15 protein-coding genes and 3 pseudogenes are annotated in these 22,514 nt (G+C 53.7%); 11 read left to right on the top strand and 7 right to left on the bottom strand.

Annotated elements, in window-relative coordinates:
- Positions 1–73: 73 nt before the first annotated feature.
- Together EJN92_RS09890 and EJN92_RS09885 are read left to right on the top strand one after the other, a co-directional pair.
- Positions 74–1,580 (top strand): annotated as a pseudogene (locus EJN92_RS09890) (transposase).
- 219 nt (positions 1,581–1,799) lie between these two features.
- Positions 1,800–2,486 (top strand): annotated as a pseudogene (locus EJN92_RS09885) (transposase); the annotation flags it as partial.
- Positions 2,487–3,179: 693 nt separating this feature from the next.
- Here the strand turns inward: EJN92_RS09885 and EJN92_RS09880 are convergent.
- The gene (locus EJN92_RS09880; RefSeq protein ID WP_126127662.1) at positions 3,180–4,061 is read right to left on the bottom strand and encodes a LysR family transcriptional regulator; all 882 of its coding nucleotides are present in this window, start codon (positions 4,059–4,061) and stop codon (positions 3,180–3,182) included.
- Positions 4,062–4,153: 92 nt separating this feature from the next.
- Between EJN92_RS09880 and EJN92_RS09875 the strand changes: the two genes are divergently transcribed.
- The 6 genes and pseudogenes from EJN92_RS09875 (at position 4,154) to EJN92_RS09850 (ending at position 11,745) form a co-directional block, all read left to right on the top strand.
- A complete protein-coding gene (locus EJN92_RS09875; protein ID WP_126127661.1) occupies positions 4,154–4,762 on the top strand; it encodes a short chain dehydrogenase in 609 nt (202 codons plus the stop codon).
- A 153-nt stretch (positions 4,763–4,915) separates the two neighbouring features.
- Positions 4,916–6,265 (top strand): annotated as a pseudogene (locus EJN92_RS09870) (transposase); the annotation flags it as partial.
- 332 nt (positions 6,266–6,597) lie between these two features.
- Positions 6,598–7,026: a hypothetical protein gene (locus EJN92_RS09865; protein ID WP_126127659.1), complete on the top strand. Its 429-nt coding sequence runs from the start codon at positions 6,598–6,600 to the stop codon at positions 7,024–7,026.
- Positions 7,023–8,237: a LamG-like jellyroll fold domain-containing protein gene (locus EJN92_RS22080; RefSeq protein WP_126127658.1), complete on the top strand. Its 1,215-nt coding sequence runs from the start codon at positions 7,023–7,025 to the stop codon at positions 8,235–8,237. The genes EJN92_RS09865 and EJN92_RS22080 overlap by 4 nt, the downstream gene beginning before the upstream one ends.
- Positions 8,234–9,616 carry a prepilin-type N-terminal cleavage/methylation domain-containing protein gene (locus EJN92_RS22075; RefSeq protein ID WP_126127657.1) on the top strand — a complete coding sequence of 461 codons (1,383 nt, stop codon included), beginning with the start codon at positions 8,234–8,236 and terminating at the stop codon, positions 9,614–9,616. The genes EJN92_RS22080 and EJN92_RS22075 overlap by 4 nt, the downstream gene beginning before the upstream one ends.
- Before the next feature lie 14 nt (positions 9,617–9,630).
- A complete protein-coding gene (locus tag EJN92_RS09850) occupies positions 9,631–11,745 on the top strand; it encodes a GspE/PulE family protein (protein WP_170174890.1) in 2,115 nt (704 codons plus the stop codon).
- A gap of 32 nt (positions 11,746–11,777) precedes the next feature.
- On the opposite strand, the gene EJN92_RS09845 is transcribed toward EJN92_RS09850, so the two are convergent.
- The 6 genes from EJN92_RS09845 to EJN92_RS09825 all read right to left on the bottom strand — a co-directional run bounded on the left by EJN92_RS09845 (position 11,778) and on the right by EJN92_RS09825 (position 16,841).
- Complete coding sequence (locus EJN92_RS09845; RefSeq protein ID WP_126127655.1) at positions 11,778–12,263, bottom strand: hypothetical protein; 486 nt, start codon at positions 12,261–12,263, stop codon at positions 11,778–11,780.
- Between the two features lie 59 nt (positions 12,264–12,322).
- On the bottom strand, positions 12,323–12,955 hold the full coding sequence (locus EJN92_RS09840) for a hypothetical protein (protein ID WP_126127654.1): 633 nt from the start codon (positions 12,953–12,955) through the stop codon (positions 12,323–12,325).
- 232 nt (positions 12,956–13,187) lie between these two features.
- Positions 13,188–14,729, bottom strand: coding sequence for an ATP-binding response regulator (locus tag EJN92_RS09835; protein ID WP_227869822.1), 1,542 nt, complete (start codon positions 14,727–14,729; stop codon positions 13,188–13,190).
- Between the two features lie 58 nt (positions 14,730–14,787).
- The gene (locus EJN92_RS21430; protein WP_157984341.1) at positions 14,788–14,961 is read right to left on the bottom strand and encodes a hypothetical protein; all 174 of its coding nucleotides are present in this window, start codon (positions 14,959–14,961) and stop codon (positions 14,788–14,790) included.
- Complete coding sequence (locus EJN92_RS09830; protein ID WP_126127653.1) at positions 14,942–15,403, bottom strand: MCP four helix bundle domain-containing protein; 462 nt, start codon at positions 15,401–15,403, stop codon at positions 14,942–14,944. The genes EJN92_RS21430 and EJN92_RS09830 overlap by 20 nt, the downstream gene beginning before the upstream one ends.
- A gap of 247 nt (positions 15,404–15,650) precedes the next feature.
- The gene (locus EJN92_RS09825; protein WP_126127652.1) at positions 15,651–16,841 is read right to left on the bottom strand and encodes a serine hydrolase domain-containing protein; all 1,191 of its coding nucleotides are present in this window, start codon (positions 16,839–16,841) and stop codon (positions 15,651–15,653) included.
- Between the two features lie 391 nt (positions 16,842–17,232).
- On the opposite strand from EJN92_RS09825, the gene EJN92_RS09820 reads away from it, so the two are divergent.
- From EJN92_RS09820 to EJN92_RS09810, 3 genes are all read left to right on the top strand, one after another.
- On the top strand, positions 17,233–17,967 hold the full coding sequence (locus tag EJN92_RS09820) for an energy transducer TonB (protein ID WP_157984340.1): 735 nt from the start codon (positions 17,233–17,235) through the stop codon (positions 17,965–17,967).
- Positions 17,968–18,482: 515 nt separating this feature from the next.
- Positions 18,483–18,941 (top strand): Lrp/AsnC ligand binding domain-containing protein, encoded by a 459-nt coding sequence (locus EJN92_RS09815; protein ID WP_126127650.1) that lies wholly within the window; start codon positions 18,483–18,485, stop codon positions 18,939–18,941.
- A gap of 419 nt (positions 18,942–19,360) precedes the next feature.
- A complete protein-coding gene (locus EJN92_RS09810; protein WP_126127649.1) occupies positions 19,361–22,111 on the top strand; it encodes an ImpA family metalloprotease in 2,751 nt (916 codons plus the stop codon).
- Positions 22,112–22,514 lie beyond the last annotated feature (403 nt).

The following is a 22,514-nucleotide window of genomic DNA, read 5'->3' as shown; positions in this document are numbered from 1 at the left end:
TGCCATGTCAGCCACCGGTCATTCCGATGTGCCACAAGCCGCTGTTTGCCGCCCACATGCCCGGCATGCAACAGTGCGGCCGGTACAAGGGCAAGCCGCCCCCAAGCAAGCCCCCGCGCTGTATCAAGCCCGTCATCCCGAGCAAAGTCTGTTCTATCGCACCATCGCTGGTCACGTCGAAACCTGGCTCGCGCTTGCCTCTAGCGGCCAGTTTGATGGGCAAGGTGATCTGCACACGCCAGCGCCTTATGTCGAGACTGCGTTTCGCAAAACCTCAAATGCGGCACGCATTTGCAAATTCGGCTTATGGCTTCGCCCGCGTCCGTTGTGAGGCTTGCGGTCATGATTTTCTGGTCGCCTTTTCCTGCAAAGGGCGCGGCGTGTGCCCATCGTGCAATACACGGCGCATGGTGGAGACGGCGGCGCATCTGTCCGATCACATTTTTCCCAAGCTGCCCGTGCGGCAATGGGTGCTCTCGCTGCCCAAACGCTTACGCTATTTTCTGCAGAACGATCCCAAGGCACTCAATACCGCATTGCGGATATTTCTGCGGGTGATCCTGGCCAGCCTGCAGGCACATTGCCCCAGTGCGGTGGCGCTCGATCGCAAGCGGGTGCAATTGGCGGCCTGTGCTTTTATTCATCGCTTTGGCTCGAGCCTCAATAGGCATGTGCATTTTCATATCTGCGTTGTCGATGGCGTGTTTGAGGCTGTGGATGGTGACGATGGCGATGAGAGCGGCAAAGTAACGTTTCATGCACTGGCGCATCTCAGTGCCGAGGCCATAGCTCAAGTGCAAAATGAAGCCAAACGACGTATCGTGCGCGCCTTCGTTAAGCGTGGCTTACTTGACAGCATTGATGGCGAAGTGATGCTGCTAGCCCGCCATGGTGGCGGTTTTTCGGTTGATGCCAGTGTGTGCATCGCAGCCGATGATAGAGCTGGCCTAGAGAGACTACTTCGCTATTGCGCACGTCCACCGTTTGCCATGGAAAGGCTGCACCGCAAAGGACAAGATCATTTGCTCTACCATTGTCCCAAACCGCAATCCGGAGGCAAGCAAGGCGATTTAATCCTGACACCATGCGAATTCATCGCCAAGATCGCCGCGTTGGTGCCGCCACCACGTATGCACCGTCATCGTTACTTCGGTGTCTTGGCACCGAATTCTCCACTCAGGGCAGCAGTCACCGCCATGGCGCCCATGCCGGTGACCCCGCCCGTTGCGCCGCAAATAGCTGCAGACCAAGAAGCCCAGACCAACGCCAAACGATCGCCAGCACGCTACCTATGGGCGAAATTGATCGCACGGATCTATGAAGTATTTCCATTGTTATGCCTGCACTGCGGCGGCCAAATGCGGTTGATTGCTTTCATCAACGACGGTGCTGAAATCCGCAAAATCCTCGATCACATCGGCGTAGAATCTAGCCCGCCAAAGATCAGCCAAGCCCGCGGCCCACCATTATGGGATGCTTGTGATGATGCCGAAGAAAAGGACTACTTTGATGATGGCGCAGGCGACGATATCGGGCAGAAGGGGCCCGATGACGATGTCGATCAGAGTGTGAATTGGTAAGGCTAATTTTCTAGTTTTTCAAAATGGGTGCGCGCAGTTTGGCGCATCAGGGCTAGCTTTGTGCTGACGGTTAATCAGAGGATGTTTTGAGGCGATGGTTGCTGCGATTTTGTGTGGATATGATGTTGCGCGTAGAAATGTATTGTGCAATCCAATCTGATTGGATAGAAACTTGCCCTTGTGATCACAGGGTTGGGGTAGAATACTTCGCTTAGGTGGGTTGAATTTCCTATCCTCACCAAACATCATTTAATCGTTGCGCATGAGGTCACCAATGTGGGTAACGACAGAACGCAACTATGTAACATGGCGGTGCAGGCACGCGAGGCCATTGGTGCCGAAGACCTTACCGTTCTGGCAGACCGTGGTTACATGAAAGGCGAGGAGATTCTGGCCTGTCACGGATTGGGGATTGATGCGCTAGTGCCAAAGACACATACCTCTGGCAATAAAGCTCAAGGTCTGTTTGATAAGGCGGATTTTAAATACGTCGCGGAGAAAGATGAATATCGTTGCCCGGCCGGACAAGCGTTAATTATGCGTTTCACCTCCATCGAACAAGGAAAGACGATGACCACTTACTGGAGTTCACAATGCCAGAGCTGCCCACTGAAAGTCAAATGCACAACAGGAGAGCACCGGCGCGTCAAACGATGGGAGCATGAAGACGTGTTGGAACTGATGCAGGCTAAACTGGCGGAAATGCCTGACGCCATGCTTGTGCGTAAGAGTACAGTCGAACACCCCTTTGGCACCATCAAAGCCTGGATGGGCGCGACACACTTTCTGACCAGGACCAAAAATCATGTCAGCACCGAGATGAGCTTGCATGTGCTTGCCTACAATCTGAAGCGTGTCATGAAAATAATGGGAATCATGCCGTTGATGGCAGCAATGAGGGCCTGAGAGCTTTTTTGGGTTCAAATACAGGGCTGTGGCACGCTTCAAATCTGAATGCCTATTTCCACCTTTAAAAATAATCGCACACTTGATAGACCTTCGTATTGCCTCTGTTCGCATTTCTATCGCGTCTTGTCTGCTTATCTCTGTATTTCTGCGTTTTGACACAGCCTGGCCCCGAAAGAGACGGCCAGAGTTCCGGTTAGCTGCCATTCAACCGAGATTTACGATATGAAGTAAATTTGGATTGAAATTAGCGGCTACCTTAAGATGCCAAAGCATGGCTGGTTTGCCGTGCAAACCGGTGGCTTATTTGATGCAAATACACAAGCAAAGTTAAAAAGAAAAATTTCAGAGTAGTCGAAAAAGGTAAATGTAGCGCTGAAAGCGCGTTTAAGATGGCTGGTCTGGATTGGCAAGTGCCTGTTTCCACTTGGTGTGACGACGGCACAAGAATCTTGCATCGAGCATCGCAGACCGACAGTACCAGTATCAACATAATCTGTTTAGCAATAGCGGTACACCAAGAGGCGTGGCGAATACTATCATTGTCAACCACGCAAGGTAAACTTGGGGGGATCTATGCGACGAAACCGAAAGTCGGGGTCATCGCAGTGATGGATATAGCCAAAGGCGAGGTTCTTATACTGCGATGTTTGTTTGATCTGAAATCGAAGATGAAATGAACGGCAATGCTTACTACCTGATACTGAGGATTGTCTCAATAGCCCAATTGTGAAGAGGATTTTCCGCTACCCTCCGGTGCCATGCCGCCACTACACCGAAGGATTGTGGGTTTGCATCAAATTTGAGTGTTCTAAAATTTCCAAGGCGAGCCATCGCAGAAGGAATAAAGGCGATTACGTCATTTACAGACAGGAAGCTCTGTAAGAATGTGTAGCACGGCAATGTGGCAATGACGTTCCTCGTCACACCTTGCTGATTTAGAAAATGATCGACCGTATCGCTAAAATAAAAAGCACTATTGTTCATAGCGACATGAGGAAATTTTGACAGGTCACTGAGATTTTGTACTGCATCGGGTATTCTTGATTTTGCGTTGACGATGCACGAGTAGTAGTCCTCCTTGATCAATGTCTGGTTAAGCCTGTCATCAATAAAATCTTTGAAGCCAATTAAAATGTCGGCCTCCCCCGATGCCAGCATTTCTTCGTGGGTTCTTTGATCAAAGTCCAGGATTTTGAATTTTATATTTGGTGCAGATCTTACGGCGGCTTGCACAATGAGTGGTACATAAGAAAGCTGTGCGTATTCATTCGCTATGATGGTGAATGTCTTTTTGATGGATGCCAGGTCAAATGGAAGAGTTTCATAGACATTGTCGAACTCGTGTATGACACGCTCAAACCTTGAGCAAAGTTCGTAGGCAAAGTCGGTAGGTTTTAGGCCGTTGCTTTGACGCAAAAATAGCTCGTTTTTGAATTCTTCTCTTAATTTCTTCAAATACCCACTGACGGCTTGCTGTGTCAAACCGGTCTCGGACGCGACCTTGGAGACGTTTTTTTCTTTGACGAGTTTGACGAAAACTCTCATGTGCCTGATTTCTATCTTGTCCATCATAAATATTTGTATCTCTTACAGGTAATCTCTGTTTGTCATTGTATCACCCGCCTCCTAGAATCTCCTCTCTTTCAATCATTCGAGATAAATTTATGAAAACTGTCGTCGTAATCGGAGCACTTGGCATGATGGGACAAGCAGCACTTAGTGGGTTAACGAGGCACAAGGTAGTCACAGCGAGTCGATCGGGTAAGGGCTGTGACTTTCAAGTAGATATTACAAATAAGGATTCATTGCGCAAATTGTTTGAATCTGTTGGCGAGTTTGATGCGGTTGTTAATACCGTGGGCCATTGCGAATATGCACCGTTTCAAGAAATGACCTCTGACCAATGGGCAACAACGATTCAAAGTAAGATGCTTGGCCAAATCAATGTCGTTCATGTTGGCCTTGAATATATCAAGGATGGCGGCTCTTTTACCTTGATTTCTGGAATACTAAACATGAAACCGGTGCCGCAGGCCATCGCTGACGCTACTACAAGTGGGGCGATTGACACCTTCGTAAAATGCGTTGCACATGAATTGCCTCGTGGAATTCGCATTAATGTAGTCAATCCCACTGTATTGGAGGAGGCGATGGATGTGTATGGAGACATGTTGCGCGGATTTCAGCCGGTTCCGGGGGCTCTGGTCGGAAAGGCATTTGAACGATCTGTCGATGGTTTTGTTACTGGCCAAGTTCTATTTGTTGATGCATAAAGCTTTGTCTTAACGCGATTTTCGATGAGACACCGACCGGATAACTATTTAATTGGCGCAGGTATGAGCGATCGTAAGATCGATGCTTGCAGCCAATTACATTTTTTCTCAATTGGTTCAGACGTAGTGATCGCGACTTGATCAGATAATTTACAAGGTGATCTGCACACGCCAGCGCCTTATGTCGAGACTGCGTTTCGCAAATACCTCGAGTGTGGCATCTTTGCTTACGGCTTCGCCCGCGCTCGTTGTGACGCTTGCGGTCATGATTTTCTGGTGGCATTTTCCTGCAAAGGGCGCGGCGTGTGCCCCTCGTGCAATACACGGCGCATGGTGGAGACGGCGGCGCATCTGTCCGATCACATTTTTCCCAAGCTGCCCGTGCGGCAATGGGTGCTCTCGCTGCCCAAACGCTTACGCTATTTTCTGCAGAACGATCCCAAGGCACTCAATACCGCATTGAGGATATTTCTGCGGGTGATCCTGGCCAGCCTGCAGGCACATTGCCCCAGTGCGGTGGCGCTCGATCGCAAGCGGGTGCAATTGGCGGCCTGTGCTTTTATTCATCGCTTTGGCTCGAGCCTCAATAGGCATGTGCATTTTCATATCTGCGTTGTCGATGGCGTGTTTGAGGCGGTGGATTATCATGACAGTGGCGAGGGCAGTAAAGTGAAGTTTCATGCGCTGGCGCATCTCAGCGCCGATGCCATCGCACAAGTACAAAATGAAGCCAAACGACGCATCGTGCGCGCCTTCGTCAAACGTGGTTTGCTCGACAGTATTGATGACGAAGTGATGCTGCTAGCCCGCCATGGTGGGGGCTTTTCGGTCGATGCCAGTGTGTGCATTGCAGCCGATGACAGAGCGGGGCTAAAGCGATTACTACGCTATTGCGCCCGTCCCCCGTTTGCCATGGAAAGGCTGCACCGCAAAGGTCAAGATCATCTGCTCTACCATTGCCCCAAACCGCAATCCGGTGGCAAGCAGGGCGATTTAATCCTGACACCATGCGAATTCATCGCCAAGATCGCCGCGCTCGTACCGCCACCACGTGCCCACCGCCATCGTTACTTTGGTGTCTTGGCACCGAATTCTCCACTCAGAGCCGCCGTCACTGCCATGGCGCCCATGCCAGTGATATCTCCTGAGGTGCCGCCTACATCCTCAGACCAAGAAGAGCAGACCAATGCCAAACGTTCGCCAGCACGTTACCTGTGGGCGAAACTGATCGCACGGATCTATGAAGTATTTCCATTGCTATGCCTGCACTGCGGTGGGCAAATGCGGCTCATTTCCTTCATCAACGACGGCGCAGAAATCCGCACAATCCTCGATCACATCGGCGTAGAGTCAAGCCCACCAAAGATCAGCAAAGCACGCGGCCCACCCTTGTGGGATGCCTGTGATGAGGCTGAACCGATAGACTACTTTGATAATGGCGCAGACGACGATCTCGGGCAACATGGCCCCGCTGAAGATGTCGATCAGAGTGTGAATTGGTAAGGACTGATTTTTAATTTTTCAATATGGATGCACGCAGTTTGGCGCATCAGGACTCGCTTTGTGTCTACGCTTCATTGGGAGCTGTTTTTGGGCGATCGTTGTTGCGATTTAGTGCGATTTTGATGCTGCTCTTGGAAAAGTGTTGTTTGATCAGACCTGGTTGGGACAAAACTTGCACTTGTGATCACGGGGTTAAGGTAGAATACTTCGCTTAGGTGGCTTGAATTTCCTATTCTCTATTCTCTTCTCGGACGCAATCGAGTCAGCCGCATTGACGAAGGTCGCGCTCTGTACATGCGAATTCGAGTCGCTTCCATCCAACTGAAGAGAACATGACCCACCCACAAGACCTGCACGCTTTGGCGAACAAGGCGCTCAATCAAATTGAATCGGACCAGGAACGGCAGGCCGCCTTGCGTATAAAGCCGTCCGGGCGCCGCCTCTGGGTAAAGGTAGTCAGCACAATGATCCTGGTGGCTGTCGTCACCTCTATTGTTGACAGCCGTACCCTGATCTTCTGGCTAGGGGTGTCTGAGCAGAAACAACTAGCCGAAATGACAGCAGCCCTGACTGCGGCCAAAGTTGCCGTCGAGCAATCTCACTCCACGACCGGCGAATGGCCGGACCGGGTGCCGCTTCCCGCACTGGCTTCACTGGTGGAGTTGCAAAATCCGGGACCCACCTACCGCTTGCTGGCCACAACCCAGCAATGGCAACTCACCATGACACCGTCTGGCGATCTGCAAAAGGCCCAACCATGAAATCTACCCCCCACGCTAGTCAATACGCGCGCACGGAAATCCATGGTTTCACGCTGGTTGAAATCTTGATGGCGATAGGCATCATCGGTCTGCTCGCGGCGGTCGCGGTACCGCAATACCAGCGGTATGTGGCGCGCTCGCACGCCGCAGAACTGCTGCTCAAGTTCGACGCCGTTAAAACCAACTTGGGTTCGCTCATTAGTTCAGGCAATGTGCAGGTCAATTGCGGCACGGTGCCCGCGGTGGTTCACGCGGCCAACCTGAAGAGCGAGTACGCCGGCATGGATGTGGGCTTTGAGCCCGTGACCGGTGGCTTTACCCCGGTGCTGCGGTATTGCGCCACCATCGAGGGACGTGGCCCGCAAGCGGTTCAGGTCGTCAGAGAGGCGCATACCGTCATGTCCCGTTCTGCAAGCATCAGCCAGCCCGTAGTGCTGGGAGATGCGGCAGCGAGCTTTGCTGTTAGGCTGGCCGGCGACACGGTGCTGTGCAAGGCGCTACCCGCCGCGAAACCCGCTGACATCTGTGCCAAACCGATGGGGCTCACCATGCAAGCTGATGTCATGCGACTTGCCAGTGGTGCCATCGTCCCCGGTGGCTATCACCTGCATACGCAGGGAAATCCGTTTGCAATGACCGTGGAGATGACCATTCTGGGGGTGCCGCCGCCTGGTGGCGCGGTGCTTTTCAACTACGGCAACTATGTAGATGACCACAACGCCTTCTCGCTGTGGAACCCAGGCAGCTTGACCGTGGCAATTTTGGGCAACGACTTCAACACAGGGCTCAATCTGCGTGATGGACAGACCCATCGCGTGTCAGTCTCATGGGACGGCGCAACGCAGACGCTGGCGGTGTACGACAACGGCAACCTCGTCAAGACGTTCACTGGGGCTGGTCGTGGTTATGCCTTGAACGGAAATGCAGAAATGTCGATTGGCGTCAAGAACAAAAGCCCTGGATTTTTCGAGGAAGGAACCCGGTTCAGCGGCGAGATTCTGCGTACCTCGGTGGTACAGCGTGCAATGACGGCGGCAGAGCTGGCAACCCCTGTCTTTCAGACGATGGCAGGCAAAAGTGAGCTGCTGATGGATGTCACCGTCGAAAACGGCAAGGTGGTCGATACCACGGGGCATCACGACATGCGGGAGGCGGGTGGCGTTAGTGTGACCCAGGCAGAGGTCGCAACGGCCCTGGTGCTCAAACCATGAAGTCCTCCCCCCACGCTATTGAGCGTGCCCCTAAGACAATCGGTGGTTTTACGCTGGTTGAGATCCTGATAGTGATAGGCATCATTGGCCTGCTTGCGGCAGTCGCGTTGCCCTCCTACCAACGTTATGTGGCGCGCTCTCAGGCGGCAGAACTCGCCTTGAAGTACGACGCGGTGCGTACCGCCATTCAGGTAAGTGCCAAGTCGGGGGAGATTCATGCTGCTTGTGGCAACCTGGCCAGCACGGTGCAGCCCGCCAATTTGCAGAGTAGCTACGCACAACTAGCCTTGAATTTCGATGCGGTGCCTGGCGGTTTCTCGCCGGTGCTGACCATATGCGCAGCGGCAGCCACGCAAGGCCAGCGGGGTGTGGAAGTGGCCCGGGAGGCGCATAACCTGCTCATGCGCAACAGCACCATCGGCCAAGGAGCGGTGATTGGTGAATCAGCGGTGAGCTTTTCCGTGAAGCTGGCAGGCGATACCGCCTTGTGCAAGGTGTTACCGCCTGCGGGAACCGCAAAGGCTGCGTGTGGAAAAGCCACTGGGTCGAGCGACAACACTGTTGTTACCCCACCCAAGCCCGGGAACATCACACCAAACATTCCTGCGTCTGGCGCCTCTGCGCCGCAGGGCCCTGTCTCCACACCGCAAAAGCCTGTAACTACAACTACCAACACGGCCTCTAGTTGCAATGCAGGCCCCGTCAATCTGGGAGTGATGCGCTTCTCCGGCAACAACCGCGTCAGCAGCGCAGGCAATCTCAACACCAATGGCGATATGACTGCGTTGTCGGCAGAAGTCGTCTTTACTGGCGGCCCCGGTAACGATCCGCTGGCAACCCTGCTGAGCTACAGCACCGACGCGGCCTATCGGGGTTTCACAGTTTATGACCCTTCGAATGTCCACATCAGCCTTGCCGGAAGATCCTACGCTTCTGGCGTGAACCTTGAAGACGGTCAAAACCACCGCCTGACCGTGAGCTGGCAACAAGCAGGCGGCACTTTAGTGCTTTACGACAACGGGCGCGAAGTCTGGCGCCGCGCAGGTGTGAACAGTGGTGGAACGGTTGCGGGCAACGGGCGACTAACGATTGGCCAGGAAGACTACTCGGCTGTCATGGGTTCGACGTCTTACAGAAGTGGCTATGTCGGCTCCATCGTGTCCGCCTCGCTGGCCACTACCGCTGTTACCGCTGCACAGGCGGCCTCGGATGGGCTGCATAACGTATTGGCGTCGAGTCTGGTGACCGATGTAGTCATGGGGCCGAACGGCCAACCTATCGACACCACGGGTCGGGCTACATATACCTCGGTAGGTGGAGTAACCTCCCAAAAAGCTCCGGTGGATACATCCATCATTCGCGACAAACGATGCCCATGACACGGAGCGATTTCTTGAACCATTCCTCACGCTTCAACACCGACCCGGTGACTGCACTTTTGGCTGCCGTAAAGCAAGCTTTTCCTCATCGCCCGGAACTGGCACGCCTGGATGGAGCCGACGGGTATTTGCGTTTGTGGCAAAACTTGGTAACAGCCAGCGGGCTGGATGAAAAGTCCTTGGCCAAACAACTGGCGCCCGCTTTGGGTTTGGACTTTGCCCAGAGCTTGGATGATGCCGAATCCGCTGCGCTGAGCTTGGTGCCTGTCCAGTTCTGCCTTAGCCACAAGGTGCTCCCACTCTACATGGATCAACTCACTTTGGTAGTGGCTACCGGTAACCCGTTTGATGAAAGCGTGGCCGAACGCTTGAATTTTTTAGTCAATCGCCCGGTGAAATGGGTGTTGGCGGCGCCTGACGCCATTGAAATTGCAGCAACCATAGCCTATGGCCGAGAAGCCACCCGACAGGCTAACGCCAGTGCACAGGAATTGGGCGTCGTATTGGCCAACGGTAAGGAAAGCTCCATCGTCACCCTTGGGCGCGCCATGCTGACATCGGCCATTGAACAGCGTGCATCTGACTTGCACATTCAGCCCTTTGTGGGCTCTGCATCGGTGCGTGTTCGGGTGGACGGTATGTTGCGGCGGGTCATGATGTTGCCCGATGCCGTGGCCGTTACGCTGATTCGCCACTTCAAAGCCAAGTGTGGAATGGACTCGACCAACAGCCTGATTCCGCAGGATGGCCGCATGACGCTTGTGTTTAAGGATCGCGAATTCGACATGCGCGTTTCGGTGCTGCCCGCCACCCATGGTGAGCGGCTGGTCATCCGGTTCTTGGAGCAAGGGCGTGTTCGTCGTCTGAGTGGTGCGGGCTTTTCATTGGCTGCGCTGCAAACCTTGCGCCGTGCGATACGCCGACCCTCGGGCATGGTCATCCTGACGGGGCCTACCGGATGTGGCAAAACCTCCACCCTGTACGGCATGTTGTCTGAGCTCAATAGTCACTCTGTCAACATCATCACCGTTGAGAACCCGGTGGAATATCGCATACCTGGTATCTCGCAGGTGGAAGTGAATGAAAAAGCGGGGCGGGGTTTTGCTACGGTTTTGCGTTCCATCCTGCGGCAGGACCCCGATATTGTGCTGATTGGTGAGATACGCGATGCAGAGACTGCTGAGATTGCGGTACAGGCCTCTTTGACAGGCCATCTGGTGCTGTCTACCTTGCACACCAACGATGCGATGACGGCCATCCCTCGGTTGTTGGATTTGGGCATTGAGCCCACGGTGTTAGCCGACTCACTGGCGGCAGTTGCCGCCCAACGGTTGTGCCGCACCCTTTGCAGCGAGTGCAGGACGCCCATAGCTGAGCCCTATTCGCCTGAGGAGATGTTGTTTTTGCAGACCACACACAACCCGCCGCGTTACCGCAGCGTGGGTTGCAAGGTATGTGACTACACCGGTTTTTTCGGCAGGCTGCCGATTGTGGACATCGTGGAGATGACGCCCGCACTGCGCGATGCAATTGCTGGGGGCCAGACCCGACTGTCCGAACTGGAAGCCTTGCGCGACGGAGGCTTGAAGTCTTTGGCGGCGTCGGGAAGCCTGCGAATCATTTCGGGTGATACGACGGTGCGTGAGGTGGTGGACACGGTAGGCCCCGGTTTCTGGTCGGAGCTGGCGCGACACTACGGCACTACCTTCCAGAGCGACCCTCTGGATACGTTCCCCGAGCCTATGGCGCTGTCTCCAGCGGTGTTGTTGATTAGTTCCAACGCGGCGATGTCGCTGACACTGAATGAGCTGCTCCAACCCCACGGCTACCGTGTGCTCCATGCCGCCACGCCTGACGATGCGCACGCCCTACTGGTGCAGGATGAAGAAATTGTGTTTGTGGTGGGGGATGTGGATGAGCACATCACGGTCGCGCAAGCGCAGACCGCATTTTTGGAAAACCGAGCCCGCATTGCTTGGGCGCGCTTGCCAGCTGCCATTTTGTTGCCCGCTTCACTGGCAGCGGATCAGGTGGCCTTGCGGGACTCGGGTGTAATGGGCACCATGTTCTTGAAACCGCTGGAAGGACCAGCGTTGGTGAACCATATCCGGCGCAGCCGCTCCCTGTGACGAAGGCCGCTGCCAGCGGCTCCAGTGCCTTACTAAGTAAATCCGTTTTTAACGATCGGGCCTTGCGTCCCGGTGTCGGAATCATTCCAGATGTCTTCGCCTACCAAGCGACGGTCACCCTGAATCCTGTATGTAATCAAACCCGACTTAAAGACCAAACCGCCATCACTGCGCTTGGCCTTGGCGGGCTTGTCATTCACCCAGACACGCTCTTTTGCATCAATTCGTATGGTGGATACAGTGGCACCACCACTATTTTTGGCGATCCAGTTGCCGGCATAGGGGTTTTCGTTGGAGACCACGGCAGCGGGTGTAGAGGACGGCGGTGGGGCTTTGCTCACAAAGCCGGCTTTCGCGTTGTCCGCCCTCGACTTTTTAATATCGCAGCGTTGTAGCTCGCTCATCTGGGTGCAACCCGACCGCTCCAGTTGCTTGGCATAAGTGGCGTTGATGGCATGTGCCGAAGTAAGGCTCAAAAACGTGGCGATGATGGCCACTGCAGATTTCATGGTTTGCATAGGTGACATTTCAAAGGAGGTCGTTGAACAAATGGGCAAGTTATATGATTTTTAAAAAATCAAAATTTCTTGAAAGTATGAAGCTGGTCCTTACGAAAGTAGTGAACGCCGAAGAACAGCCCACCGGCGGTGCCTGGGCTCGCCATATCGCCGGCCATTCTGGCGATCACATGAGTATCGGTTTCCTCGAGCAGATCAGCGCCTTTGGCAATGACGATGGTCGGCGCAATGAGCCCCGCAGCCCTGCCACCGACCAGGTGCAGGCTACCGACATCGGCCTTGGCGCTAGTGGATTGCAATTCGCCCTGCCCGGCGCGCTCAATCAATTGTCGTAACGTCTTAGCACCCTCTTGTAGCTCGGCTTCCAGTACGCGCAGTAGTGCGTCTGAGGGCGATTTGAATTCCGCCACGGCGTACGCTGTTGGCAAGTGAAACATGTAGCGTCCCACCCAGCCACCGCCCTGCAGCTGAAATACCAGCGCAATCCGGTAGGTGTCATCAATACACTCGGTCATAAATACAAAGGGCTGCAGAGTGAGCGCGCCACCGGTCTTGCGGTACAGGGGGCTCATCGCCATCTCCGTCTGCGCTAACTTGTAGGGCGCGATGCGAGCATAGCGGGCTTCAAATGCATCGGCTGTCATGCGGTCTATGGCACTGCCAATGGCCTCGCTGACAAACGGAATGGGCATGAGTAGCCCCGCCGCGCTCTCAGATGGAATTAGTACAAACTGACTATGCGGTATCGGCACAGCCTTTGCAGGTAAAACAGAGGGCAAGGTGCGCGAAAGACTGATACCCCGGTCGGCCGCTGCCGCGCTAATGGGCACGCTGGCCGGTGGCGCCGCGCAGCCAGCGAGCAGCGCCAGTTCTAGCGGGACAAGGAGAAGGAGGGATCTGCATAGGTCATGACGGCTAGATGCTTTAAACGGCGCTGGACGCCCTGGGCAGGGTCAGGGTAATGGCGGTTGTATTGTTTTCGTCGGATACCGCTAGAGTAATGGTTCCGTTTTGAGCTTCTGTGAGCAGTTTGGCCGAGTAATTGCCAAACCCTGTACCGCCTGACTTTCCACTGGTTGAATACTTTTCAAAAAATCGAGAGCGGATGTCGGCGGGAACAGCCCCTTGGTTTTCAATAACGATCCGAAGGGGAGACTGATCATAGAGTTTGACGGTGATTTTGCTGGAATCCGGTGCCGCTTCACAGGCGCTTTTTAATATGTTCGGAAGTAGCGAGTAGCACAGCATGGCATCACCTAAAGACTGCGGCACCTCATCCCCAACGGGTACATCGGTATCGACAGAGATGTGGATGTCTTTGCCCGCGTATGCGGTGCGGTTGATCTCCGCAATGCGTCGCAAAATGTCTGCAATTGGCACCGGCACCGCATGCAACTCGAACCGGCCAGTTTCAATTTTGAAAAGCTCACCTGACAGATTGATCATGTTCAGCACTTGCAAGGCCGTTTCTTCCACCAATTTGAGTTGCTCCAGTTGCTTTCTCCCCACGGAGTCATCCTCAATCAGCGCGTGCAGCAGGCCTAGCACTCCGGCCAGTGGGCCTTTCATATCGTGGCGCGTGATGTGGGCGACGTCCTCTTTGAGTTGGGCCATCTCCACCATGCCGTCATACTCGGCTTGCAAGTTTTTGCGCAATTGAACATAGCGCATGAAGTTGCGAACCCGGTGCTTGAGTGCATCGGGGTCCACAGGTTTGGTAATGAAATCCACTGCACCCAGGTCCAGGCCCTTCAATCTTGCGTCACTCGAGGTCATGGCTGTGACAAAAATGACCGGAATGTTTTCCGATGTGGGATGCTCGCGCAGATGCTTAGCCACCTCAAAGCCATCCATGCCCGGCATCATGATGTCCAGCAGCACCAAGTCGGGTGGGTCATCCGAGGTGCAGATCTCCACGGTCTTTGCGCCGTTTTGGGCCAAACGTACCCGGTATTCCGTCTTAAGCAGGCCTGACAGCAACACCAAATTGTCAGTCGTGTCATCTACGATCAGGATGGTCGGTTTTTGAGGCGCAACGCTCTGGTCGTCCGGTTTCTTATCCAGCCTTTTAGGTGCGGTAGTAGCCGCTTTGGCACCAGGCGCACGCCCAGGTTTCCAAGCTAGGGCTTTTTCTACCCGCACCATGAGTTGGCTAGGTGAATAGGGCTTGAGGATCATGGACGTCACGCCACATGCAATGGCTTCTTCGATGTGCGTGCGCTCAGCCTCTGCCGTGATCATGATGAATGGTAGTGTGAAGAGTTTGCTGTCCTCGCGCATAGTTTTTAGTAGTTCCAGCCCGGACATGACTGGCATGTTCCAATCTGACAGCACCATGTCTACATGCTGACTTGTCAAAATGCGCAGGGCGGCTTTTCCATCCACGGCGGTGAGTATTTTTTCCGCACCCAACTGACGCAACTGGTTAACTATCACCCGTCGCATGGCTTCGAAATCATCCACCACCAAGAAAACGAGTTCCTTGTCCAGATTGGGACATGGGGTTGGTTATAGATGGCAATGCTCATGCAAGTCTCTCCTGCTGCAGGGCCGCCAGTGCGGCATCAAAATCACAATCGGCCACCGCGGCAGCCACTCTTTCTAGTTTCGTTGCCAGTGGTGTCCCTTGGGCCAAATCCAGTAAGGTATCCAGTGCATCCGCTGCCTCTACATCACCGTCATGTAGCAGTCGGGTCAATTGCTGAAGCGAAGTGTGCCAGCATGGTTACAACTTTTTCCACATTGACCCGGTAGGCCGCGTAATCCGCCTCGAAGCGGGCAAGATTTCTCTTGTTTTCTTCCCGGAAAACTGTGGGCCTGAGTGTTTCCAACTCTTTCTGCACGGCAGCCTCCGCTTTGGCGACCTCTTGCATCGCAGAAGCGCGCACCGCAGGGTCTTGGGCCAATACCGCCTGTCGGAGTTCACGCCCCATCACCAGGTAATTGATCTGGGCATCTTTGGCCGCGGATACGCCGAGCAGGTCGTCGGAATACAACTTGTCGAAACCATCGATAAGCTGGCGTTGAACGGCGAGGTTGTAGATTCCCGTCACCAGCAGCAAGGTCAGTAAGGTGGCGTAGCCGAAGACAAGTTTGAGCGAGAGTGTGCGCCGCTCAAGTAATTTCATTAATGAGTTCATGAACGGGTCTCCGCAACTTCCAGATCGTGCATATGTGCTCTTTTTAACAACAGGTTTCCATTGAGCGTCGTACCGAGAATTTCAAAGCGGCTGCTCTTTGATGTGAATGTCGGCTGTGATGATGTCTGCACCCACCGCAAGGCTGAACAAAACAACCAGCGCCCACCCCTGTCGCAAGTGCCGGGCCAGAAAGGGGACCAATCCATTTTTTAGAAGTTCCCTTTTGGGATTTGCCTCGGTGTGCTGTTTAGCCTAGGCCCATGCACTGATACGCCAGCTTTTTAAATTCGAAAGAAAACGGGTGCCAGAAACTCATCTGGCGCTGCGCCATCAACACGCCGGCGATATTGTGGCGCGGTGAAATCCACCAATGCGTGCCAGCGATCCCACCCCACTCAAACTCGCCGGCCGACCCCGCTGGATCTGCTAAGCCCGGTTGTAAAATCACCGCGCCCCCGAAACCAAAGCCCTTGTTCGGCAAATAGCCAACGCTAGGGAAGGAGATGCCCATGCCAGCGGGCAGCTGATTTTGCATCATCATGGCGATCGTCGCGGGTTTCAGCAGCGCTCTGCCACCGGGCATCAGGCAGCGCAGCAGCGCCAGCATATCGGGCAAGCTAGAGACTAAGCCACCGCCACCGGACAGGCGCGGCACCGGCGTCAGATAGGCTCCGGGATAGGGCGCATCGTCGCGCCGCTTCAGACCGCGCTTGAGCCGGTTAGTCGGGTCGCTGCCCGAGTAATAGGCGGTCAGACGCTGGCGCTCAGATTCGGGCACCACGAAGCCGGTGCCATGCATGGCGAGCGGCGCAAAGATATGGCGGCGGATAAACAGATCAAAACTCTCGCCACTAATCACTTCAACCAGATGCGCCAGCACGTCGCTGGCGATAGAATATTCCCAGGAACTGCCCGGCTGAAACGCTAGCGGCAAATCTTCCAGCAAATCGAGCAGATGCGATAAAGGCGTAAACGCGTTAAACACATTGTGTTCTACATAGGCTTTATAAATGGTCGAGCCATGATCTAGCCAGCCATAACTGAGCCCCGAAGTATGCGTCAGTAAGTGGCGTATCGTGATCGCGCTTTTAGCCGGCTCGGTGTCATGAATATCCGTGGTGCCGGGACGCAGTACCTGGCGCTTAGCGAGTTGCGGCAGATAGATCGCTACCGCATCGTCCAAACCCAATTTGCCCTGATCCATCAGCAATAACACGGCGATAGAGGTGATCAACTTGGTATTCGAGAACACCCGAAACAAATGCTCGGGGCCTAAGGCAATCTGGTTTTCGATATCGGCATAACCGACACTATCCTGATACAGCAGCTCTTGGCCATGCAAGATGGCCGACGAGACACCGGCCAGGATTTGTCTATCGACATAGCTTTGCATGGCAGGTCGGATCACACTAAAGTCGTGGCTACTGGGCGCTGTCATGGTGAAAAACTCAAGGCAGAAAAATCACATTCTAACTGTTCGCAGTGCTCTTGCGTAAGGCCTTTGGCCGAACCAGAAGCGAGCAGCAGCGAGGCTAAGAGCAAACTGCGATTTGCTCGCAATGCCAGTTTTTAGTGCGACTAAACAGGCACAATAGCAGGCACAATTATTGCTATTAAGAATTTAACTGCGGGCGACTTTTTGGCGGCATCAGCGCAGCTCAGCAGGGCAGCAAATAATGCCGTTGTATTAGGTAAAAATCTAAGTATTAATACTTGCAAGCAGTAAAGATTTGATGCACCATGCCAACGCAAGCTTTGCTGGTGAATTGAGTGTCATTGAAATTGTTTTTTTAACTGGGAACGATATGTGTCAGGCGCATCAAAACGATATGAGAAGATTTTCTGTACTGCTATCCACGGTCATTTGTTCTGCGACGCTGCTGAGCGCCTGCCAGAAAACACCAGAACCAGAAGTGAACACCGAAGCCCCAGCCGTCGCCATCAGCGACAAGCCCACAGGCTTAGTCAAGGCCGCAGTCCGTCAAGTCGATAAGAACAAAGATGTAGGCCAATACCTGGATCAATTCTCAACCAAAACAGCGGCAGATATCGCCAAAGAAGAAAAACTGGCGAAAGAGGCGAAAGACGCCAAACTGGCACTCGAGGCCAAACTCGCCTTGGAAGCCAAAGCCAAAGACAGTAAATCAGCTAGCAATGCTAAGCCGCTTGCGGCGGCCCCCGTGCTGGTCGCGAAGGCGCCAGAAGTTGCCGCCTCGGCGGTGGTGTCAGCGCCCCCCAAAGCTGCGCCAGTTGCCCCTGTGGTAGTGGCCGCGACACCAGCCCCAACGCCTGCAGTAGCCGAGGTGACCCCGCTCAAACTGCTCTCTAGCGTGCAACCTGGTTTTCCTAGAAACGCGATACGTGCCAATGTCACCGAGGGCATAGTCAGCGCGCGCATCCATATCAGCACCGATGGCAAGGTGACTCAAGTCGAAATTTTAAAAGCCAAACCAGCCAAACATTTCGATCAGGAAGTCATCAGCGCCGCCCTGCAATGGAAATATGCACCAATCTCCAGCCCTCAGACCAAGCTGCTAGAGTTCGCCTTCAATCGTGAGAATTAGGCCAGGCACGCGTTAGCAATATCGCGCTTTAACTAAGCACCAAATAGCCATCAAATAGCAGCGCAGTCTTGGCGCTGCTATTTTTTTTGTCTGGTCGCTGCGCGCTAGCAGGCGCCCGCAGCGACGCCAATTCTTAGTGCGTTTCTGAGCACTGCGCCTCATTTTGGCGCTGGCAGAAGCTGGTAGACGTGGGAATTAGCGGCGTTTCTCTTCCTCCATACCCAAAATGCTTGGCACGCAAATTGCGTTACTCATACTTAGTTAAACAAAATTAGGACTTACGCAAAATTGTCCCAGCTAGGCGTGCCGCCGAAGACTTACATTAGTACGGCAAGGCGGATACAAGGACGCTGGGGCGGTTTTGCGTAAGCCCTAAAGATTCCGGTTTGATGTGCATGCATGTAAGCCCCATCCGGCAAAACATTCATCTTCGATTCCTCATTTTTTTGAATAAGGCGTCACGCAGCCTATACCCAGAGCTGGCGTGCGTACGTTCACCCCTTAAGGAATTTCTTATGCTAGACAAAATCAGTAAAAGAATTTTGGCCGAATTACAAATCGACGGCCGCATGAGTAACGTGGAATTGGCGGCGCGGGTCCGCCTGTCGCCCGCCGCCTGTCTGGAGCGGGTCCGCAAATTACAAGAGGCCGGTTACATCCTCTCGTACACCGCGCAACTCAATCCGCACATGCTAGACGTGGCCTTGCTAGTGTTTATCGAGGTGGTACTAGACCGCACCACGCCCGATGTATTCGAATCCTTCAAACGCGGTGTGAAGGCGGTACCGGAAGTATTGGAATGCCATATGGTGGCCGGTGGCTTCGATTATCTGGTCAAGGCCAGAGTCAAGGACATGAATGCCTATCGCCAGTTTTTGGGTAAATCGTTACTACAACTCAATGGGGTACGCGAAACCCATACCTATGCGGTGATGGAAGAAGTTAAAAACACCACCAGCTTACCGATCCATTAGTGGTTTTTAAGGAACATTGATACTTTAATAAAAACTCTCGCCTGATCCCCCACTGGCGCTACTCATTGAACTACCAATAGCTGGCAAGGCGCATATTCCATGCGGCTTGCCAGCCTATTTCGGCCTGCAGCCCGCATAGAATATGCGCGTGCGTCCAGCCATCCGCACTAAAGCTTAGGCTTCGCTAGCGGGCTTTTACATCTCCTTACACTCTTTCGATTTTTTGCCAAATCGGCTTAGGCTAAAATCTTCAATTGCCCAAAATCAACACAATGGGCACTATTCGCTGCGCCTCTTAGTCGGAATCGAAAATCTCTTTATCCAATTGTGCCGTGCTACATTTGCCAGGATTTTTGTGCAACAAGAAAATACCGTGTTTTTCCAGTGACAAAATTTCACCTATAAATTAACTACTCCTCATGCGCCCACATCCCAAGCTCCTCAGATTTTTTTCTATCGCACTATTGAGTGCGCTTGCTGCCTGCGGTGGCGGCGGAGGCAGCACTCCTGCCACGTCTGGGACTGGAACCATCACACCGCCGGTAGTGACGACACCGGACAGTTCGCTAGACCTGGCCTTGCGCACAGGAGACGCCAGTGCTATCACGGATGCCGCACCGATATCGATAGCCGCTCGCGATTTTGTGGCGCAATTATCCGATCAGCAAGCCAAACGTATCAGCACTCTGGTCGCTGGAGTCAGTAGCGAATACGCGCCTACCCAAAACAGTCAATTTTTATTACCACTCAATACCGAGTTGTCGGCACCCTGGATTATCGGCGACAAAGGACAGACACTGGCCAGTATCAGCATTGCCAGCAATGGCCGTAGCGCAGGCTATGGTGCCAACGTGCTCGAGCAATTTCGTAACAACAATAATCTGAACCATGCGCCTGCGTTTAAACGCTTGCTGAGCTGGTTGGTGCTGGGCGACGCGACTCTGGCGCTGCCAGCCAGCTTGCCAGTTGCCTGGGCCGGTATCAACGCCAGCAATGGTCTGGCCGGATTGACCAAAATAGGAGTGACAGCCACCAGCCTCGGTTGTGACTTGTTTGCCGATATCAACTGCAATCAAGGCGCGAAACTGCTGGTTTTAGGAGGCGATATGTTGGCCAATGCCAGTGCCGAGGCGAGCGTACGCGCCTGGGTTAGCGCTGGCAAGCCGGTACTTTATCTGCATACCAAGACCTGGGGTGACAGCGAATCCGGTCGCCAGATATTGAGTGGCATGGGTTTACAAATGGGCGGCTATGCCGGCAATTATTTCAGCAATGACTTAGTGGCAGCCGGCCGCAGCGAAGCCGACAATTTGGCCAAGCTTGATCAGTTTGCCGATAGCCGTGCTTTGATTAATCGTATCGCCAACAATAGCTGGCGCACTGACTACGGCTGGAGCGCCTGTACCACCTATGTTGGCTCGATTAACTGCGACAATGTACCCGATCTACAAAAAGACCTGATGACACCGATCGAGTCGCTGCGTCAGCAAATCGATAATTTCACCCGCAGCGGTCGCAACCTGTTCGCCACTCCGAATACCACGAGCTTACGCTTGCTGGCATTGTGGGCCGATGTGCAGCGCAAACAAATCGTTTATCCGGTCGATAAAACCAGTAAGCCGGTAGAGTTTCAGAAAGCGCTGGTGGCCGATGCGCTGGTGGCCTATGTGCGTCCACTGGGTGTGGCGCAAACTGATTTGAGTTCTTTCCTGAGTAAAAGCGCCGCCACTTTGCCGGTTTCCACCAGTGATGAAACCATCAGCATCAGCCTACCTGCCGATCAGGGCTTTACCGCGATAGGCCGCTTTGCCGTGCCTGGTAAAACCTTGCAGATAGAATTAATCGATGCCGGTAGCGCCACGGTGGCCTTACGCCTCAACACGCAACGCGTGAGCTCGACCCGTTACCTGGGCGCGACGTCCTATACCCGGCCACGCTATCTGGCCAGCCCGGCAATGCGCCTGGCGAAAGCGAGCCCCTTACAAGTGAACAGCCCTTACGGCGGCACCATGCAGCTAGAATTTAGCGGCGCTACTGCCGGCCAGATCGTAACCCTAAGGATACGCGGTGTAGCGCAACATCCTTACTTTGATCTTAGCGCTGGTAGCGATAAGGCGGCCTTTATTGCCGCACTCAACAATGGTCAATTTGACTGGGCTGAAATCAAGATGCCGGGCGCCGAAATCCATACCAAGGTCGCCAAGATGAAGGACGTGCTACAGAAAGACTATGGTAACGATATGGTGCGTTATCTCGATGAGCTACGCGATCTGCTCATAGAAGGCGATTACCGCATGGCTGGTTATGCATTGAAAGGTCTCGATCTACCCGCCGCCGTGCAAACTTTTTGCAACGGTCTGGCCTGGAATTGTACCGATGCCGTGATGCACCGCGGCCCTAGCACCCAGCACATTAATTCCGACGATTTTGCCGCATGCGGTAATGGTTGCTCGGGCAATCCCTACGATCAGGATTGGGGCGTGAATCCACGCGGTTGGGGCGAGAGTCATGAGCTTGGCCACAATCAGCAACAAGGCTTACTCAATATCTATGGAGGGCGTAGCGGTGAAGTGTCGAATAATCTGTTCCCGCTAAGGATGAACTGGCGTGTGCTGCATGAAAAGAATACCTATGTCGCCAATCATGTAGGCTATCGTTCTGCCTTCGATATGATCAATGCCGGTCGCACTAATGCCGATCCGCTGGAAGCCCGCTATCAGAGCATCTGGGGCTCGGACGCCTACGCCACACAGAACGGCGAACGCATGGCTTTCTACATGCAGTGGATACATTACTGGCATGCCAGAGTCAACGACGAGGCGCGCGGCTGGGATATCGTCACGCTGCTGTACTTGCATCAGCGCCAGTTTGCACGGGCTGATTGGGCCGCCAATAAAGACAAGCTCGGCTATAGTCAATACGCCACTCGTCCTAGCGTGGATGGTAACGACAATATGTTGATCGCCTTATCCTGGATCACCCAGCGCGACCAGCGTCCAACGTTCGACCTGTGGGGCGTACGCTACTCAACGACTGCCGCAGCGCAGGTCGCCAGCTATGCTTTTGCGGTAGAGCCAGCCTTGTTTTACGCGTATAAAGTGACGCCAGATAAAGTCTCTGCGGTTAAGAAAATAGACATGAGCGTGGCGACACCAGTGTGGCCGTTTTAAATTATACAAAACCAGTAACTATTCCGCCGACTATAAAGAAAGTCAAAACACCTCACCGCAGAGATGCTGAGACGCGGAGAACGGCAATGTAGTTCCCCGTTTTTCCTCGGCGTCTCAGCGTTGAGAGGTCTTAGTTTGTTTCGTCGTGCTCCTAGTAGACTGAATAGTTACCAAAACCATCATTGCAAAAACTATTGCGCAATATCCATGGACCTCGCAAGCCGATATCGGCCTGAAAGGCGCATGGGATGTTGCGCATAGTGTTTTGAAAACTTCTAAAAACCTAAAAACAAAAACTTTTCTCGCCGCAGAGGCGCAGAGGACGCAGAGAAAATCTTTTTTTCCCTCTGCGTCCTCTGCGCCTCTGCGGCAAAGCTTTTCCTTGTGAGTCGCAATCATCACG

This window comes from Undibacterium parvum (assembly GCF_003955735.1).
GTDB lineage: Bacteria > Pseudomonadota > Gammaproteobacteria > Burkholderiales > Burkholderiaceae_D > Undibacterium > Undibacterium parvum.
The sequence above is the reverse complement of the archived record's forward strand: the minus strand, read 5'-3'. Positions and strand labels throughout refer to the sequence as shown.